Source organism: Pseudomonas sp. HMWF032 (assembly GCF_003060885.1).
Classification (GTDB): Bacteria; Pseudomonadota; Gammaproteobacteria; order Pseudomonadales; family Pseudomonadaceae; genus Aquipseudomonas.
In genome coordinates, this window is the sequence record NZ_QAIG01000005.1 from 652,529 (window position 1) to 668,436 (window position 15,908).

Consider the following 15,908-nt stretch of genomic DNA (forward strand, 5'->3'; position numbering starts at 1 on the left):
GATCAAAAGTGCGCCCACTCTACGCAGCCCACAGAAATGCGCAATTGACCGCATCCGCCTGCTGTGCCGGCAAGGCGGCCAATGCCACACTGCCGCGACAGGTTAGCCTGTGCGCCACTTATTAGAACCGGTTCTTAGCCCCCTTCTCTGTTCAGGAGTCGTCCATGACCCAGCCGCGTCGCGTCGCCATTGTTGGTGGCAACCGTATTCCGTTCGCCCGCTCCAATACCGTCTACGCCACCGCGAGCAACCAGGAGATGCTGACCTGCGCACTGGATGGCCTGGTCGAGCGCTTCAACCTGCATGGCGAACGTCTGGGGGAGGTGGTGGCCGGTGCGGTGCTTAAGCATTCGCGCGACTTCAACCTGACCCGCGAATGCGTGCTCGGCTCGCGTTTGGCCCCGGAAACTCCGGCCTATGACCTGCAGCAGGCCTGCGGCACCGGCCTGGAAGCCGCGCTGCTGGTGGCCAACAAGATTGCGCTCGGGCAGATCGAGTGCGGCATTGCCGGCGGCGTCGACACCACCTCGGATGCGCCGATCGGCGTGAACGAAGGGCTGCGCAAGATTCTGTTGCAGGCCAACCGAGGCAAGAGCACGGGCGAGAAGATCAAGAGCCTGCTGCAGATTCGTCCGCGCCACCTGGCTCCGGCCATTCCGCGTAATGGCGAGCCGCGTACCGGGCTGTCGATGGGCGAGCATTGCGAGCTGATGGCGCAAACCTGGGCGATCCCCCGTGATGAGCAGGACCAACTGGCCGTGGCCAGCCACCAGAAACTCGCTGCCGCCTATGCCGAAGGCTGGCACGACGACCTGCTCACGCCGTTCCGTGGCCTGACCCGCGACCAGAACCTGCGCGCCGATATCAGCCTGGAAAAACTCGCCACCCTCAAGCCCTGCTTTGAGCGCAGCCCGCGCGGCACCCTGACCGCCGCCAACTCGACGCCGCTGACCGATGGCGCATCCCTGGTGCTGTTGGCCAGTGAGGCGTGGGCCAAAGCCCGTGGTTTGCCGATTCTGGCCTACTGGAAGGACGGCGAAGCCGCCGCCGTGGATTTTGTCGGCGCGGGTAAGGAAGGCCTGTTGATGGCCCCTGCCTATGCCGTGCCGCGCCTGCTGGCGCGCAACAAGCTGAGCCTGCAGGACTTTGACTACTACGAAATCCACGAGGCCTTCGCCGCCCAGGTGTTGTGCACCCTCAAGGCCTGGGAAGACGCCGACTACTGCAAGACCCGCCTGGGTCTGGATGCGCCGCTGGGCTCCATCGACCGCCGCAAAATGAACGTCAAGGGCAGCTCGCTGGCGGCGGGGCATCCGTTTGCCGCCACTGGCGGGCGCATTGTCGCCAACCTGGCCAAGTTACTGTCGGTGGCGCAGGAGGGGCGTGGCTTGATCTCAATTTGCGCGGCGGGTGGGCAAGGTGTGACTGCGATCCTGGAAAAGTAATCAAACAGCAGCCCCCGTACGCTGTGCAGGGGCTGATGTATGCAACTCCGTGATTTGGAGCGGCCCACGTAGGTGGCGCCGCTCTTTTTTATGGCCTGTCGTCCCTGGCGGCCACCCTCCGGGCCGTCGCTGTGCGACGCTAAAAATGGTTCTCTGCCATTTATGTCGTTTGCAGACAGCGCTATTGCGCGTCGCCGCTGGTTTCCTGCTTAAGCAGCGCCGCTTTGCGTGCCAGCCCCCAGCGGTAGCCACTGAGGCTGCCGTTGCTGGCAATGACCCGGTGGCACGGCACCAGCAGGCCCAGCGGGTTGCTGGCGCAGGCGCGTGCTATGGCGCGGGGATGGCTGCCCAGTTGTACGGCCAGTTCGGTGTAGTTGCGCGTCTGCCCCAGCGGAATCTGTTGCAGGGCGCGCCACACCTGTTGCTGAAACGCGGTGCCGCGAATATCCAGCGGCAATTGAGCTGCGCGTTGCGGCTCGCTGATCTGCGCCAGCACCTGGCGCAAGCTATCGCCCAGGCGTGCGTCATCCCGGTGCAGTTCGGCGGCGGCAAAGCGTTGCAGCAGCTCATGTTGCAGCGCAGCCGGATCGTCGCCAAACAGCAGCGCGCAGATGCCCTTGGCGCTGCTGGCCAGCAGTAAGTGGCCGAGCGGGCAGGGTGCGATGCAGTAGTGCAGCTGTTCGCCCGCACCCTGCTTACGTCGTTGCGCTGGACTCAGAGCTGCCGCCTGCTGATACAACGCGCGGGTACTGGAGTAGCCGGCGTTCAGCGCGGCGTCCAGCACGCTGCCTGCCGTCGGCAACTGCTGTTCCAGGCGCGCGCGGCGTTGCGCCTCACACCAGGCCTTCGGGGTCAGCCCGGTGCGGGCTTTGAAGGCGCGTGTCAGGTGCGAGGCGGACACGCCGATGCGGGCGGCTAGCTGGGCGAGGGTCAGCGGCTGTTCGCTGTGGTCGAGCAATTCACAGGCGGCCACCACCAGCGCGTCTAATTGCTCGGCCGGGCTCTGTCCCTGCGGCGAGCAGCGTTGGCACGGACGAAAGCCCGCGACTGCGGCGGCGTCAGCATCGACATGAAAACTCACGTTCTCCCGCTTGGGTCGCCGTGCCGGGCAGCTGGGCCGACAATAGATGCCGGTGCTGCGCACGGCGAAGACAAAGCGTCCATCCTGCGCGGCATCACGCGTGCAGACGGCCTGCCAGCAAAGGTCTGAATCGAGCATGGGCGCCTCCTTGATCCTGAACCGATTGTCGGCTGTGCTGGAGGTACTGCCAATTCATATCTGACTTTCAAATAGCAGGTAACGATCGCGAGAGACGGGGGCGGCGTGGTCACGGTCAGCTCGTATGCTGCTGAATGCACTGGGTTGGCTTGGGTGTAGAGGGTTAAGCCGGCTCCGTCATGGCAAACAGTGCTGCCTTGCTCACCCCTCGCTTGACGAGGCGATTGACCGGAGCCAGCCGCGCGCTGATCAGCGCCACTCCAGATTCAGCGCTTCTTTCCAGGCGAAACGTTCGAAGTGGCTGGCGATCACCTGCTGCAGTTTCAGCAGGTGACCGGCATTGCTGCTTTCCACCCGCAAGGTCAGGCCCTCGGCACTGGCCTGCAGGGTGCTGGTGCCGATGTCGAATTCGATACGGCCTTGCTGGTCATCGAAACTCACCGGGATTTTGTGCGCAAAGTGCTTGCACAGGCGGCTGATATAGCGGGCCGGAGTGCTGGTGGCGACATAGGCACTGGTGTGCAGTTGCATGGTGTTCTCCTGATGGGATGGACAAGCGTGGCGTTCAATAACCCACGGTAAAGCGCTGGCGCAGGTGCTGCGGGTGTTCCAGTTCGTCGATGATGGCCACCGCCAGATCAGCCACCGAGATCTGTGCGGGGGCGTCGCCCGCCATCAGCAATTGATCGCCGCCAATGCGGAACTGCCCGGTGCGCACACCGGGCTGCAGCAAGGCCGGTGGCGAGACAAAGCTCCAGTCCAACCGCTGTTCGGCCTGAAGCAGACGCAGCGTCTGCCGTGCGCCTTCCGCACCGTCCTTGTACTCGGCGGGAAATTCCGGGGTGTCGATCAGTTGTACCCCCGGGGCGACATACAAGCTGCCTGCGCCACCGACCACCAGCAGGCGCACTCCGGCTAGCTGGCTGGCCGCGATGATCGCCTGGCTGCCGGCGATAAAACGCTCGCGCAGATCCGCAGTGCCCCAGCCCGGATTGAAGGCGTGGATTACCGCATCATGGCCTTTGAGCTGTTCGGCCAGGGCGGCCGCGTTGTAGGCATCGCCGGCCACGGCATGCAGTGCTGGGTGTTGCGCCAGCTTGGCTGGGTCGCGGACGATGCCGGTGACCTGGTGGCCGCGGTCGAGGGCCTCTTGCAGCACCGCTGCGCCAACAAAGCCGCTGGCACCGATCAGAGCAAGTTTCATGGGTGTCTCCAGATACGATTATTTGACAAAGATAATCGCAGATGGATAAAGCGCGGAAAAATAGGTTAAAAAGGCTTTAACTATTAAGCAGGGCTTACGAATGGAGCAGCTGAAACGCATGGCGGTGTTCGCCACGGTGGTTGATTGCGGCTCTATGGTGGCGGCCGCCGAGGTGCTGGGGATGACCGCCTCGGCGGTCAGCCAGCAGATCCGCAAGCTGGAGCAGAGTACCCAGGTCAGTCTGTTGCACCGCACCACCCGCAAGCTGACGCTGACCGAGGCTGGTGCGACCTTCTACCAGAGCTGTGCCCAGGTGCTGGTGCTGGCTCAGCAGGCGGAGCAGCGTCTGGCTGAGTTGCGTGATGCCCCAGTGGGCGAGTTGCGCATTGCCGCGCCGGTGGGTTTCTCCGGACGCCCACTGAGTGCCGCTTTGGCGCCGTTGCTGCAGGCGCACAGCGGCCTGAGTCTCAAACTGTTCTTTCATGACGAACACATTGATCTGATCGAGCAACGCATCGACCTGGCGATTCGCGTCGGTCATCTCGACGACTCCAGCCTGGTGGCGCGGCATATCGGTGACACCCGCATGCTGCTGTGCGCTGCGCCGGCCTATCTGCAACGCAAGGCGCCGATCGAGCAGCCGCATGACCTGATCGGCCAGGACTGGTTGGTCCTGCACGGCGACAATGCCTTCAACGCACTGCAACTGCAGGGACCACATGGTCAGGTGGAAAAATTGCGGGTGGAAAGTCGGGTGAGTTGCAACAACATCCTCGCCGTGCGTCACTTCACCCTCGCGGGGATGGGCGTATCATTGCAGCCGGAACAGGAAGTACGCGAGGAGCTAGCCAGTGGCCGTTTGCGTGAACTGCTGCCGCAGTGGCGGCTTGCGCCCTTCGGCATTTACCTGGTGACCCCGCGCCGCGATGCCCAGCCAGCCAAGGTGCGTTACGCCATCGCCGCACTGCGACAGCACCTGCTGGCGAGCTGATGGCCCGTCCAGGGTGGGCGCTTGGCGCAGATTGCCGTATAACGGGCGGCAGAGTCGACTTGGGCAACAAAGGACCCCTGATTAAAGCTGATGAAGACGCCAAAACGTATTGAGCCGCTGGTTGAGGCCGGGCTGGTCGATGAAGTGGTACGACCACTGATGAGCGGCAAGGAAGCCGCCGTCTATGTGGTGCGCTGTGGCGATGAGCTGCGTTGCGCCAAGGTCTATAAGGAAGCCAACAAACGTGGTTTCCGCCAGGCCGCCGAGTATCAGGAGGGCCGCAAGACGCGCAACAGTCGTGACGCTCGCGCCATGGCCAAGGGCAGTAAGTACGGGCGCAAGGAGCAGGAAGAGGCGTGGCAGAACGCCGAAGTGGCGGCGTTGTTCCGCCTGGCCAATGCCGGTGTGCGCGTGCCCAAGCCCTATGATTTTCTTGAGGGCGTGTTGTTGATGGAGCTGGTCGACGACGGCGAGGGCGATGTGGCCCCGCGTCTCAATGATGTCGACTTGCACCCCGACGATGCCCGCGAGTTCCACGCCTTCATGATTCAGGAAGTGGTGAAGATGCTCTGCGCTGGCCTGGTGCATGGCGACCTGTCGGAATTCAACGTGCTGCTCGGCCCCGAGGGCCCGGTGATCATCGACCTGCCGCAGGCGGTGGATGCGGCTGGCAATAACCATGCGTTCAAGATGCTCGAGCGTGATGTCGGCAACATGTCCGCCTACTTCGGTCAGTTTGCCCCGGAATTGAAGTTCACCAAGTACGCCAAGGAAATGTGGGCGCTGTATGAAGCCGGTGAACTGACCCCGGACAGCCCGCTGACCGGTGAGTTCGATGATCCGGAAGAAGAGGCTGATATCGACGCGGTGATGCGTGAGATCAAGGCCGCGTTGGCCGATGAAGCACGCCGCCAGGCGCTGCTGAATGCCGAAGACGAGCCCAAGGGCGAAGAACCGCCACCGCCTTGGGCGCAATAGGCATAACCTGCCGCTGACCGGGTCAGGTGAGCGGCATTTTTTATGTCAGTTATCCAGGCGGGCAGCGTTCAGTCTGTTGTCACTGCGTGTTTCGCGTTTCCTGTGCATCGTCCTGCCCCTTTTGTCTGTTTCAGCCATGCAACGTCGTTTACCCGGCACTCAGGCGAGTTCGCGCGGATCTACCCATAACTCGGCGCGTGCCAACAATTGCACGCTGCCCCCCACGCTGATCCTGTCGTCGCTGCCAACGCAAACATCCAGCCTGCTGGGACGGCCGAGGAAACGTCCCTGATTGAGGCTGAAGTGTTCGGCACGCCGGTGCAGGCCGTGCTCCACCAAGAAGGCCGCGACCGGACCCGCGGCGCTGCCGGTTGCGATGTCTTCGATAACCCCCAAAGGATCCCAGGTGCGCCCTTCGCGGTTATCCATGTCCAGCAGGAAAACGAAGGCAGCTGCATGGGACGCCAGCTCGGCATCTAGCATGCGCTGCTGTCGGGCCAGGGCTAAGCCCTGGGCGCTGACGGGCAGAATCAGGTAGGGCAGGCCGGTGCTGATTACCCTGGCTGGGTAGCGGTGATCCAGGTGGGTGCTGTTCAAGTTAAAGGCTTCGGCGATCACCTGCGCTTGCGCGGGGCTGAGCTGCGCTCCAAATTCGGCTGCGCCCTGGTCCATCTGCGCATAGAAACCGCGTTCCTGGCGACGGGTAAGCAAGCGCACGCTCTTGGCCGCCAGCTGTAGAGTCCATTCGGCGTGTGTGTAATCGCTCTGCAGATGGTGCAGCAGGGCAGCGGCGCCGAGGATCGGATGGCCGGCGAAGGGCAGTTCCTCTTCCATGGTGAAGATTCGCGCGCCCTGAGCCTGCGGGTCTCTGCCAGGCAGCAGAAAGATCGATTCGAACTGGCGCAGCTCGCGGGTCAGCGCCTGCATGACGGCCGGATCCAGCTGGCGCGCATCAGGGAATACCGCTACGCCGTTACCGGCCAGCGGCCGTTCGGCGAAGACATCGAGTTGCCAATAAACCACAGGTGACATATGGGCTCCTTGCTATCAGTGTGCCGGGTATTCGCTGATCACTCGTTCTGCGCCCTGTTTATCCAGGCCGATGACCTGGTAGGCATCACGCACATTGCCATACTCCATGCCAGGTGAGCCGGCAGGCATACCCGGTACGGCTGCACCGAGCAGATCGGGTTGCTGGCGCAGCTTGAGGATGTCGGCGGCTGGTACGTGGCCTTCAACGAATTGGCCGTTGATCACTCCGGTATGACACGAGGCCAGGCGTGGCGGCACGCCGAGGCGCTGCTTGACAGCGACCATGTCGGTTTCGACATGGTCGACCACGTTAAAGTCGTTGTCCTGCAGGTGGCTGATCCAGGCCTTGCAGCAGCCGCAGTTGGCATCGCGGTGCACGTCGATGGTCAGCGGATCGGCGGCAAAACTCAGGTTGCTGAGCAGTAGCCCGGCAACAACAAACAACTGGCGCATGGGGTGACTCCTGGCAGGTAAAAGGCTGAGCATAGCGCCGGGCGGCCGTGGCCAGCCACCGGCGATTTCCGAATCGGACGGGCGCAGCTTATGCTGCGTGCTCGATTTCAGGGGGGAGTGTCCATGCTGTTTGCACGCGTAGTACTGGTGATTCAACTGTTGGCGCTGGCCGGTCTGGGGCTGGCCTACTTTGTTCAGCCCCATGAAATGACCAACCTCAGTGGCATGTTGCTGATGACGCCGGCCGCTGCCACGGACGTGCGCGCCTACTATGGTGGCCTGCAACTGGGCCTGGCGGCGTTTATCGGCCTGTCGCTGAGTCGGCTCGATCTGACCCGTGCGGCGCTGACCCTGCTGGTGCTGCTCTACAGCGCCCTGGCCTTGGCACGCATTGGCGGGTTGTGGCTGGATGGTGGCGCGCAGCAGACGTTCAATCTCTACGCGCTGCTGTTGGAAGTGGTCTCTGCGGGGCTGTGCTTCTGGGCGCTGCGTGGCCTGCAGCGCCTCTAACCTTAACGGCGCTCCAGCAGAACGCCCGACTCCATATGGTGGGTGTAGGGGAACTGGTCGAACAGCGCGCAGCGCGTCACCTTGTGAGTGTCGTTGAGTTGGGCGATGTTGGCGGCCAGGGTCTCCGGGTTGCAGGAGATGTACAGAATGCGCTCGAAGCGTCGGGTCAGCTCGCAGGTGTCCGGGTCCATGCCGGCACGCGGTGGGTCGACGAAGACGCAGCCGAAGTCGTAGCTTTTCAGGTCGATGCCGGCCAGGCGGCGGAACGGTCGTACGTCATTCAGCGCTTCGGTCAGCTCTTCGGCGGACAGGCGCACCAGCGTGACGTTGTCCACGCCATTGTCGGCCAGGTTGGCCAGCGCGGCATTCACCGAGGACTTGCTGATCTCGGTGGCCAGCACCTTGCGTACGCGGGTGGCCAGCGGCAGGGTGAAGTTGCCATTGCCGCAATACAGCTCCAGCAGGTCGTCCTTGCGTTCGCCGAGCGCGTCATAAGCCCAGGCGAGCATCTTCTGGTTCACTTCGCCGTTGGGTTGAGTAAACGCACCCTCCGGTTGGCGGTAGCTGAAGGTGCGGCCGGCAACCTGCAGTTTCTCCTCGACATAGTCTTTACCCATGACGATGCGCTTGCCCTTGGAGCGGCCAATGATGCTGACCTGCAGCTCGGCGGCGAGCTTTTCAGCGTCGGCCTGCCAGGCGGCATCCAATGGGCGGTGATAGCACAGGGTGATCAGCCCGTCGCCGGCCAGGGTGGTGAGGAACTCAACCTGGAACAGCTTGTGGCCCAGCTCACGGCTGGCTTGCCAGGCCGCTTTCAGGCGCGGCATCAGCGCATTGATCTGCGCGCTGGCGATGGGGAAATCTTCGAAGAAAATCGGTGTGAACTTGTCGCCCGCTTCAAACATGGCGTAGTGGCGGTCTTCCCCTTCGCGCCACAGGCGAAACTCGGCGCGCAGGCGATAGTGCTCGCGCGGCGACTCGAATACCTCGGGAGCGGGCGCATCGAAGGCTGCCAACAGCTCGATCAGGCGCTGCTGCTTTTCCGCAAGTTGGGCGGCGTAGTTGGCGGGATCGAACTGGGAACGGCTCATGGGTTACTCGCTAATCAGCGCTGGAGGCGCCCGCCGGCATGGCTGCTGGCGGGCGGTGCGAACGGGCTTAAGAGAACAGGCCGAGTTTGACCACGCAGAAGCCAGCGAGGATCACCAGCATCAGGTTCAGCTCGCGCCAGCGGCCCGCCAGGGTCTTGGCGGCCACCCAGGCGATAAAGCCGAAGGCGATGCCGGACGCGATGGAGAAGGTCAGCGGCATGGCCAGGGCGGTGATCAGCACGGGTGCGGCAACGGTGATGTCTTCCCAGTCGATCTCGGCCATTCCGGCGGTCATCAGCACCGCGACGAACATCAGCGCCGGGGCGGTGGCGAAGGCCGGTACACTGCCGGCCAGCGGGGCAAAGAACAGCGCCAGCAGAAACAGCACGGCGACCACGCAGGCCGTCAGACCGGTACGCCCGCCAGCGGACACCCCAGCCGCCGATTCGATGTAGCTGGTGGTGGTCGAGGTGCCCAGCAGCGAGCCGCCCATGGCGGCAGTGCTGTCGGCGATCAGTGCGCGGCCCATCTTCGGCATATGGCCGTCCTTGCGCATCAGCCCAGCCTTCTTGGCGACGGCGATCAGGGTGCCGGAGTTGTCAAACAGATCGACGAACAGGAAGGCGAAAATCACGCTGATCAGGCCAATGTCCAGCGCGCCCATGATGTCCAGCTGCAGGAAGGTCGGTGCCAGCGACGGCGGCATCGAGACCACGCCGCCAAACTGCGAAATACCCAGGGCCATGCTGATCAGGGTAATCAGCAGAATGCCGATCAGTACCGCGCCGGTGACCTTGCGCGCCTCTAGGCCGACGATCACGAAGAAACCGAGAATGGCCAGCAGTGCCTGGGGCTTGCTGAGGTCGCCCATGCTCACCAGCGTGGCCGGGTGGTCGACCACGATGCCGGCGCTTTGCAGGGCAATCAGTGCGAGGAACAGGCCGATACCGGCGGCAATCGCCGAACGCAGCTCCAGGGGAATGCTGTTGATGATCCATTCGCGGATCTTGAAGATCGACAGCAGCAAGAACAGGCAGGCGGAGATAAATACTGCGCCCAGTGCCACCTGCCAGGTGTGGCCCATGCCCAGCACCACGGTGTAGGTGAAGAAGGCGTTGAGGCCCATGCCCGGTGCCAGGGCAATCGGGTAGTTGGCGATCAGGCCCATGATCGCCGAGCCGATGGCGGCGGCCAGGCAGGTGGCGACGAAGATCGCGCCTTTATCCATGCCGGTTTCACCGAGGATGCTCGGGTTGACGAAGAGGATGTAGGCCATGGTCAGGAAGGTGGTCAAACCCGCCAGAAGCTCGGTACGCACCGTGGTGTTGTGGGCTTTGAGTTGGAACAATCTTTCCAGCATGTGGCGCTCCCCGTAACGGCCTTCTTGCCGTGTTTATGCAAACCGAAAGCAAAGCACATCCACATGTGAGTGCATGTTTTTGCTGGCGATCTGGAAAAAGGCGCGCATCATATCAGCTCGTCTGGAGCGGGTGAATTTATGACCGCTCGGACAGTTTATGCACGCCCTAAACAAGGAGTGGAAGGATGACTGCACGGGCCCTGATCAGCGTTGCCGATGGTATCGAAGACCTTGAATGCGTAACCCTGATTGACGTACTGCGGCGTGCCGAGGTTGAGGTGGTAGTGGCCAGCATCGAAAGCCGGCGGATGATCACCTGTGCCCGTGGCACGCGCCTGACCGCCGATATCATGCTGGTGGATGTGCTGGCCCAGCCCTTCGACCTGATCGTGCTGCCTGGCGGCATGCCGGGCGCGCAGCGCCTGGCCGAGCATGAGCCGCTGGCTGAGCGGCTGCGTGAGCAGGCCAAGGCCGGCAAGCTGTTCGCGGCTATCTGCGCGGCGCCCGCCGTCGCCCTGCAGCAGTACGGCGTGCTCAGGCAGCGGCGCATGACTTGCTATCCGGCGTTCAGTGATCGCTTGAGCGGTTGTGTGTTTGTCGATCAGCCGGTGGTGGTCGATGGCAACTGCATCACCAGCCAGGGCCCTGGCACGGCCCTGGCGTTTGCCCTGACCCTGGTTGAACAGCTGTGTGGCAAGGCCGTGCGCAAGCAGGTCGCCGACGCCATGCTGGTGGGTTGACGCGGCAACCTCCGCTTTCGACGGCCTTTGCGCAGCCCTTGCTGGGCGGTTCGCGTTATTCCGTCTATCGAGCCGGCTTGGCGGCATGATGACGCCCGTTTTAGAGACGCTGTTGCAAACTTATCTGACTTCAAGGGCAGGTTTTTATTCTGTTGTGGCCATGACTTGAGTAGAATCTGACTTCCAGGTCAATAAATCTGTCGTCTACGCTGATTATGCTCCGTGCTTGTAAGCGGCGCGCCTGTCTCTCTTTTGTTCACGCAAGCGGCCAGGCTGGCCTGGCCCCGAGGAACGGACATGTCCACTCCTGAGTTATCCCGCCGCGCCTTTCTGCAAGGCAGCGTCATCGCCGGTATCGGCATCAGCTTCGCCCCGCTGGGCAGCAAGGCTTTTGCAGCATTGTTCGAAGAGCGCGTCACGCGCTTGCCGCAGCCCTGGTATGACGCCAGTGGCAAAGCCGTGGCGCGCATCGACGGGGTGTCCAAGGCCTGTGGGGCCAAGGTGTTTGCCCGCGATATCCGCGCCAAGGACATGCCCGGCTGGCCGCAGCAGCAAGGACATGCGCTGCTGCTCAAGGCCACGCGCACCGAGCAGCTGTACCAGGGCTTCGACCTGTCGGTACTGCCGGCCGAGTTGCAGCCGCAGCGGGTGGTCACCGCCAGTGACCTGCGCAAGGACGGCATCAGCTTCCCGGATGGCCACAACCTCGACCCGCTGCTGCCCGAAGGCCAGGTGCCGATGTTTATCGGTCACCCGGTGGCACTGCTGATCTGGCATGACTTCGAGCGCTATCGTCAGGCCAAGAGCATTCTCAAGTTCAACGACAAGGTGATCCGCTACGGCGAGCAGGCGCCGGCGTTCCAGAGTGACCCATACGGTAGCTTCCGCTTCGTGCGGGTCGGCGGCGCCACGCCGTTTGAAGTCGACAAGTTTTCCAGCCTCAAGGACAGCATGCTGTTCCCGCTGATCCACAACCGCAAACCGGCCTGGGGCGAGGGTAAGGTCAGTGGCGACCTGACTCAGCAGGGCCTGTACCACGCCGAACAGATGCTCAACCAGCTGCAGACTCCTCCGGACGACTGGCTGGTGTTCGATGAGCGCTTCACCACCCAGTCCATCGAACCGGCCGCGCTGGAAGCCGACAATGGCAACGGCTGGTTTGACGTGGCCAGCGGCACCCTGCATTTTGTGGTCGCCACCCAATGCCCGTTCGAAGTGGCCGAGCAGACCGCGCACATGCTCGCGCCGTCACGTTTCGCCGTGAAGACGCTGAACATGCACCCCGGTTATACCGTCGGTTACGGTTCCAAGGACAACAACATCTTCGTCTTCTACGCTGCCCTGGCCGCAATTTACGGCGACGGTGTGCCGGTGCGCCTGGCCAATGACCGCTATGAGCAGTTCCAGAGCGGCATCAAGCGCCATTCCTTCGATATGCATTACCAGCTGGCGGTGAACAAGCAGGATCACAGCTTCCAGATCTTCCGCGCGCACATGGATGTCGACGGCGGTGGGCGCGCCAACTACAGCTCCTCGGTGGCGGCGGTCGGCGCCACGGCGGCGCAATCGATCTACTACCTGCCGCGCAGCGACCTGGCGGCCACCGCCTACTATTCGCGCGGTGTCGAAGCGGGCTCGATGCGCGGATACGGCACCCTGCAGACCATGGCGGCCACCGAGATGATGGTGGACGAAGTGGCCGAGCGGTTGAGCCTCGATGCCATCGAGCTGCGCAAGAAGAACGTGTTCCAGTCCGGCATGAAGAACACCCAGGGCGCGATCCCGGCCGGCGCTCTGCGTCTCGACGAAATCCTCGACAAGGCCGCGCAGCACGAAATCTGGAAGAACCGCGTCGCACGCAAGCAGCGCTTCGATGCCGACGACCCGGACAATCTGTACGGCGTCGGCTTTGCCATCTGCCAGAAGGATTTCGGCACCGGCTCCGAAGCACCGATGGCCAGCCTGGAGTTCAGTGCCGATGGCCGCGTCAGCCTGCGCCAGATTGCCATCGACATGGGCACCGGCATGGCCACCTCGCAGGCCTTGCTGGTCGCCGATTACCTCGGTCAGCCCGCTGATGAAATCAAGACGGGCGAAACCGAGTGGAGCGAGCTGGCCCTGATCACCAGTGGCAACCCCTACATCATCAGCCAGGCCGAGCAGGACGCCGCGCTGCGCAACCCGCGCTGGGTCGGCAAGCTGGCCTCGCCGTCGTCGGCGACCAACTCGTCCTATTACAGCGGGCACGCCACCCGCGAGGCGGCACGTTTGCTGTTTATCCACGGCCTGTGGCCGGCTGCCCTGGCCATTTGGGGGCGGGGCGAGCACGGCGGGCTGGCCAACCCTTATGTGGTGCGCCGCGAGAATGCGCACTGGGTCGAGGGCAAGCTGACGGCTGATGGCATGCCGCCGATTCCCTTCAAATTGCTGGCGCACAAAGCCCATGAGCTGGGATTGGTCACCGGTATCAGCGTGCACGGGTTCAACCGCTGGAGCTGGGCCGAGGGCGAGTTCGAGATCAACGGCCAGCGCGAGCATGTGCCGCTGGATGCGCTGGCGGTGAAATACGGCGACGGTGCAACCGCTGCGAAGAAGGCGCAGATGAGCCGCAAGGGTTTCCACCTGCTTGACCGCATCAGCATCAATTACCCGGTGACCCAGCTGAACAACGCCATGGTCACCTACTACAGCCCAGTGGCCACCCTGGTCGAGGTCAAAGTCAACAAGGGTAGCGGCGAGGCGCGGGTGATCAACCATCACTCCTGGCTCGAATGCGGCCGGGTGATCGTCGAGCAACTGGTGCTCGGTCAGCTCGAAGGCGGTATCGCCATGGGCATCGGCCACGCGCTACTGGAAGAAATGCCGCTGTATGAAGGCGGCCCCGGCGACGGCACCTGGAACTTCAACCGTTACCAGCTGCCGCGCGCCAAGGATTGCGCGGTGTGGTCGCAAAGCGCGGAGATTTTGCCGCCCTTATCACCCAGCGACCCTGCCAAGGGCATCGCCGAAGTGGTGATGATTCCGGTGGTCGGCGCCATCGTCAACGCGGTGGCCCACGCTACCGGCAAGCGCTTGCGCGACCTTCCCCTGACTCCGGCCCGCATCAAGGAGGCCCTCCATGGCTAAGCGCCTGCTCAGCATGATTATCAACAGCCAGGCCGTCGGCCCGATGGAAGTGGCTGATGACCTGATGATGATCGACTTTCTGCACGAATACCTGAACCTCACCGGCTCGCGCCTAGGCTGCGGACAGGGCGTGTGCCACGCCTGTGTGGCGATCCTCGACAAGCCCGACGGCACCAGTGAGGAAATCCGCACCTGCATCACTGGCGCGCATTTCTTCGACGGCAAGCGCATTCGCACCATCGAAGGCCACGCCAAGCGTGATGCCCAGGGCGAAGTCAGCCAGCTCAACCCGATCCAGCAGAAGTTCGTCGACCAGTTTGCCTTTCAGTGCAGCTACTGCACGCCGGGCTACGTCAACGCCGCCACCGTGCTGGTGGAAAGACTCCAGCGTCAGCCGGTCAAGCGCAGCGAGCTGGAAGGCGAGATCGAAGGCGCTCTGGGCAAGCACATCTGCCGCTGCACCGGCTACGTGCGCTACTACAACGCCGCGCGCGATGTGGTCGAGTCCCTCGGCCTGGTCAAGGAAGGCTAAGCATGAAAACCATTCTGATTGCCCTGACCATGCTCCTGCCGCTGGCTGCCCAGGCGGCCGATCAACAACTGATCGAACGCGGCAAGTACCTGGCGCGCGCCGCCGACTGTGTGGCCTGTCACAGCGTCGAGGGCGGTGCCGAATACGCCGGCGGTCTGCCGCTGGAGTCGCCGTTCGGCACCATCTACGGCACCAACATCACCCCGGACAAGCAGTACGGTATTGGCGAGTACAGCGCCGATGATTTCTACCGCGCAGTGGCTGAAGGTGAGCGGCGTGATGGCAGCAAGCTCTATCCGGCCATGCCGTACACCTCCTATCACCTGCTTAAGCGCGAAGACTCCGATGCCATCTACGCCTACCTGATGAGCCTGGAACCGATCGCCAAACCCAGTCCGCAAACCAGCCTGAGCTTCCCGTTCAATGTGCGTTTCGGCCTGAGCTTCTGGAACATGCTCTACAAGAGCCGCGTGCAAATGCTGCCGGCCGACGGCAAAAGCGAGACTTGGCAGCGCGGCCAGTACCTGGTCGAGGCGTTGGGTCATTGCGGTGAGTGCCATACGCCGCGTAATGCCCTCGGCGCGTTGCAGCAGGATCAGCGTCTGCAAGGTGGCGTGCTGCTCGGTTACGAGGCCCCCAGCCTGCTCGCCGAGGATCTGGCCGCGCGCGGCTGGAGCACCGACGACCTGGCGACCTTCCTCAAGCACGGCATCAGCGCTCAGGGTTCGATGTTCAACGAGATGTACCCGGTGCTGCACCACAGCACTCAGTACCTGCCTCTGGACGACCACAAAGCCATGGCCACCTACCTGCTCGGCGATCAACCGCCAGCACCGCGCAAGGTGAGCGCGGTGGTCTTCGAACAGCTTGACGCCAGCGCCCAGCAAGGCCGTCAGCACTACCTCAACCTGTGCGCCGGTTGCCATGGCGTGGCGGGCGATGGCGTGCCGCATGTGGCTGTGGCGATGGATGGCAACACCACCCTGCGCTTGAACGATGCCCGCAACCTGTTGCGGGTGATCGATGACGGCATCAAGGAGCAGCAGTTCACCGGTTTCGAGCGCATGCAGCCGATGCCGGGCTTCAGCGACAAGCTGGATGACGGGCAGATGCGCGACCTGCTGCATTACCTGCGTCAGGCTTGGGGTGGCCAGGCTGCTGAGCTGAGCCCGCAACAGGTCAGCCAGTTGCGCAGCGAGAAAGGCCATTGAGGCTGGGTGAATCCTG

At 63.1% G+C, this 15,908-nt stretch carries 15 protein-coding genes; 8 read left to right on the forward strand and 7 right to left on the reverse strand.

The annotated features are described in order from the left end of the window. The first annotated feature begins 164 nt into the window (after positions 1 to 164). Complete coding sequence (locus DBR00_RS05755; RefSeq protein ID WP_108486864.1) at positions 165 to 1,445, forward strand: acetyl-CoA C-acetyltransferase; 1,281 nt, start codon at positions 165 to 167, stop codon at positions 1,443 to 1,445. 181 nt (positions 1,446 to 1,626) lie between these two features. Here the strand turns inward: DBR00_RS05755 and ada are convergent, their stop codons facing one another. The 3 genes from ada to DBR00_RS05770 form a co-directional block, all read right to left on the reverse strand. Then, positions 1,627 to 2,664, reverse strand: a complete 1,038-nt coding sequence (ada, locus tag DBR00_RS05760; protein WP_108486865.1) for a bifunctional DNA-binding transcriptional regulator/O6-methylguanine-DNA methyltransferase Ada — start codon at positions 2,662 to 2,664, stop codon at positions 1,627 to 1,629. Between the two features lie 249 nt (positions 2,665 to 2,913). After that, a complete protein-coding gene (locus DBR00_RS05765; RefSeq protein WP_108486866.1) occupies positions 2,914 to 3,195 on the reverse strand; it encodes a DUF2218 domain-containing protein in 282 nt (93 codons plus the stop codon). 34 nt (positions 3,196 to 3,229) lie between these two features. Then, positions 3,230 to 3,868 carry an NAD(P)-dependent oxidoreductase gene (locus tag DBR00_RS05770; RefSeq protein WP_108486867.1) on the reverse strand — a complete coding sequence of 213 codons (639 nt, stop codon included), beginning with the start codon at positions 3,866 to 3,868 and terminating at the stop codon, positions 3,230 to 3,232. A 100-nt stretch (positions 3,869 to 3,968) separates the two neighbouring features. Here DBR00_RS05770 and DBR00_RS05775 point away from each other — a divergent pair, with 100 nt between their 5' ends. Both DBR00_RS05775 and DBR00_RS05780 read left to right on the forward strand, forming a co-directional pair. Further along, entirely contained in the window at positions 3,969 to 4,859 is an 891-nt protein-coding gene (locus DBR00_RS05775; RefSeq protein WP_108486868.1) for a LysR family transcriptional regulator, read from the forward strand. A 90-nt stretch (positions 4,860 to 4,949) separates the two neighbouring features. Continuing rightward, complete coding sequence (locus tag DBR00_RS05780) at positions 4,950 to 5,837, forward strand: PA4780 family RIO1-like protein kinase (RefSeq protein ID WP_108486869.1); 888 nt, start codon at positions 4,950 to 4,952, stop codon at positions 5,835 to 5,837. Between the two features lie 159 nt (positions 5,838 to 5,996). Here the strand turns inward: DBR00_RS05780 and DBR00_RS05785 are convergent, their stop codons facing one another. Together DBR00_RS05785 and DBR00_RS05790 are read right to left on the reverse strand one after the other, a co-directional pair. Further along, a complete protein-coding gene (locus tag DBR00_RS05785) occupies positions 5,997 to 6,869 on the reverse strand; it encodes a PhzF family phenazine biosynthesis protein (RefSeq protein WP_108486870.1) in 873 nt (290 codons plus the stop codon). Positions 6,870 to 6,884: 15 nt separating this feature from the next. Then, positions 6,885 to 7,322, reverse strand: coding sequence for a DUF411 domain-containing protein (locus tag DBR00_RS05790; RefSeq protein ID WP_108486871.1), 438 nt, complete (start codon positions 7,320 to 7,322; stop codon positions 6,885 to 6,887). A gap of 123 nt (positions 7,323 to 7,445) precedes the next feature. Between DBR00_RS05790 and DBR00_RS05795 the strand changes: the two genes are divergently transcribed. Then, positions 7,446 to 7,832 (forward strand): DUF4345 domain-containing protein, encoded by a 387-nt coding sequence (locus DBR00_RS05795; RefSeq protein ID WP_108486872.1) that lies wholly within the window; start codon positions 7,446 to 7,448, stop codon positions 7,830 to 7,832. 2 nt (positions 7,833 to 7,834) lie between these two features. Here the strand turns inward: DBR00_RS05795 and trmA are convergent, their stop codons facing one another. Continuing rightward, the gene (gene trmA, locus DBR00_RS05800) at positions 7,835 to 8,923 is read right to left on the reverse strand and encodes a tRNA (uridine(54)-C5)-methyltransferase TrmA (protein WP_108486873.1); all 1,089 of its coding nucleotides are present in this window, start codon (positions 8,921 to 8,923) and stop codon (positions 7,835 to 7,837) included. A 67-nt stretch (positions 8,924 to 8,990) separates the two neighbouring features. Next, positions 8,991 to 10,283 (reverse strand): NCS2 family permease, encoded by a 1,293-nt coding sequence (locus DBR00_RS05805; protein ID WP_108486874.1) that lies wholly within the window; start codon positions 10,281 to 10,283, stop codon positions 8,991 to 8,993. A 185-nt stretch (positions 10,284 to 10,468) separates the two neighbouring features. Between DBR00_RS05805 and DBR00_RS05810 the strand changes: the two genes are divergently transcribed. The 4 genes from DBR00_RS05810 (at position 10,469) to DBR00_RS05825 (ending at position 15,892) form a co-directional block, all read left to right on the forward strand. After that, positions 10,469 to 11,023 (forward strand): DJ-1 family glyoxalase III, encoded by a 555-nt coding sequence (locus DBR00_RS05810; protein ID WP_108486875.1) that lies wholly within the window; start codon positions 10,469 to 10,471, stop codon positions 11,021 to 11,023. Positions 11,024 to 11,320: 297 nt separating this feature from the next. Further along, positions 11,321 to 14,149 carry a xanthine dehydrogenase family protein molybdopterin-binding subunit gene (locus DBR00_RS05815; protein WP_108486876.1) on the forward strand — a complete coding sequence of 943 codons (2,829 nt, stop codon included), beginning with the start codon at positions 11,321 to 11,323 and terminating at the stop codon, positions 14,147 to 14,149. Further along, complete coding sequence (locus DBR00_RS05820; RefSeq protein WP_108486877.1) at positions 14,142 to 14,681, forward strand: (2Fe-2S)-binding protein; 540 nt, start codon at positions 14,142 to 14,144, stop codon at positions 14,679 to 14,681. The genes DBR00_RS05815 and DBR00_RS05820 overlap by 8 nt, the downstream gene beginning before the upstream one ends. 2 nt (positions 14,682 to 14,683) lie before the next feature. Next, positions 14,684 to 15,892, forward strand: a complete 1,209-nt coding sequence (locus tag DBR00_RS05825) for a cytochrome c (protein ID WP_108486878.1) — start codon at positions 14,684 to 14,686, stop codon at positions 15,890 to 15,892. Positions 15,893 to 15,908: the final 16 nt, after the last annotated feature.

Coding starts and splice junctions, on each gene's coding strand:
- DBR00_RS05820 (WP_108486877.1), top strand. CDS start 14,142: ATGGCTAAGCGCCTGCTCAGCATGATTATCAACAGCCAGGCCGTCGGC.
- DBR00_RS05810 (WP_108486875.1), top strand. CDS start 10,469: ATGACTGCACGGGCCCTGATCAGCGTTGCCGATGGTATCGAAGACCTT.
- DBR00_RS05765 (WP_108486866.1), bottom strand. CDS start 3,195: ATGCAACTGCACACCAGTGCCTATGTCGCCACCAGCACTCCGGCCCGC.
- DBR00_RS05755 (WP_108486864.1), top strand. CDS start 165: ATGACCCAGCCGCGTCGCGTCGCCATTGTTGGTGGCAACCGTATTCCG.
- DBR00_RS05770 (WP_108486867.1), bottom strand. CDS start 3,868: ATGAAACTTGCTCTGATCGGTGCCAGCGGCTTTGTTGGCGCAGCGGTG.
- DBR00_RS05825 (WP_108486878.1), top strand. CDS start 14,684: ATGAAAACCATTCTGATTGCCCTGACCATGCTCCTGCCGCTGGCTGCC.
- DBR00_RS05780 (WP_108486869.1), top strand. CDS start 4,950: ATGAAGACGCCAAAACGTATTGAGCCGCTGGTTGAGGCCGGGCTGGTC.
- DBR00_RS05775 (WP_108486868.1), top strand. CDS start 3,969: ATGGAGCAGCTGAAACGCATGGCGGTGTTCGCCACGGTGGTTGATTGC.
- DBR00_RS05785 (WP_108486870.1), bottom strand. CDS start 6,869: ATGTCACCTGTGGTTTATTGGCAACTCGATGTCTTCGCCGAACGGCCG.
- trmA (WP_108486873.1), bottom strand. CDS start 8,923: ATGAGCCGTTCCCAGTTCGATCCCGCCAACTACGCCGCCCAACTTGCG.
- ada (WP_108486865.1), bottom strand. CDS start 2,664: ATGCTCGATTCAGACCTTTGCTGGCAGGCCGTCTGCACGCGTGATGCC.
- DBR00_RS05795 (WP_108486872.1), top strand. CDS start 7,446: ATGCTGTTTGCACGCGTAGTACTGGTGATTCAACTGTTGGCGCTGGCC.
- DBR00_RS05790 (WP_108486871.1), bottom strand. CDS start 7,322: ATGCGCCAGTTGTTTGTTGTTGCCGGGCTACTGCTCAGCAACCTGAGT.
- DBR00_RS05805 (WP_108486874.1), bottom strand. CDS start 10,283: ATGCTGGAAAGATTGTTCCAACTCAAAGCCCACAACACCACGGTGCGT.
- DBR00_RS05815 (WP_108486876.1), top strand. CDS start 11,321: ATGTCCACTCCTGAGTTATCCCGCCGCGCCTTTCTGCAAGGCAGCGTC.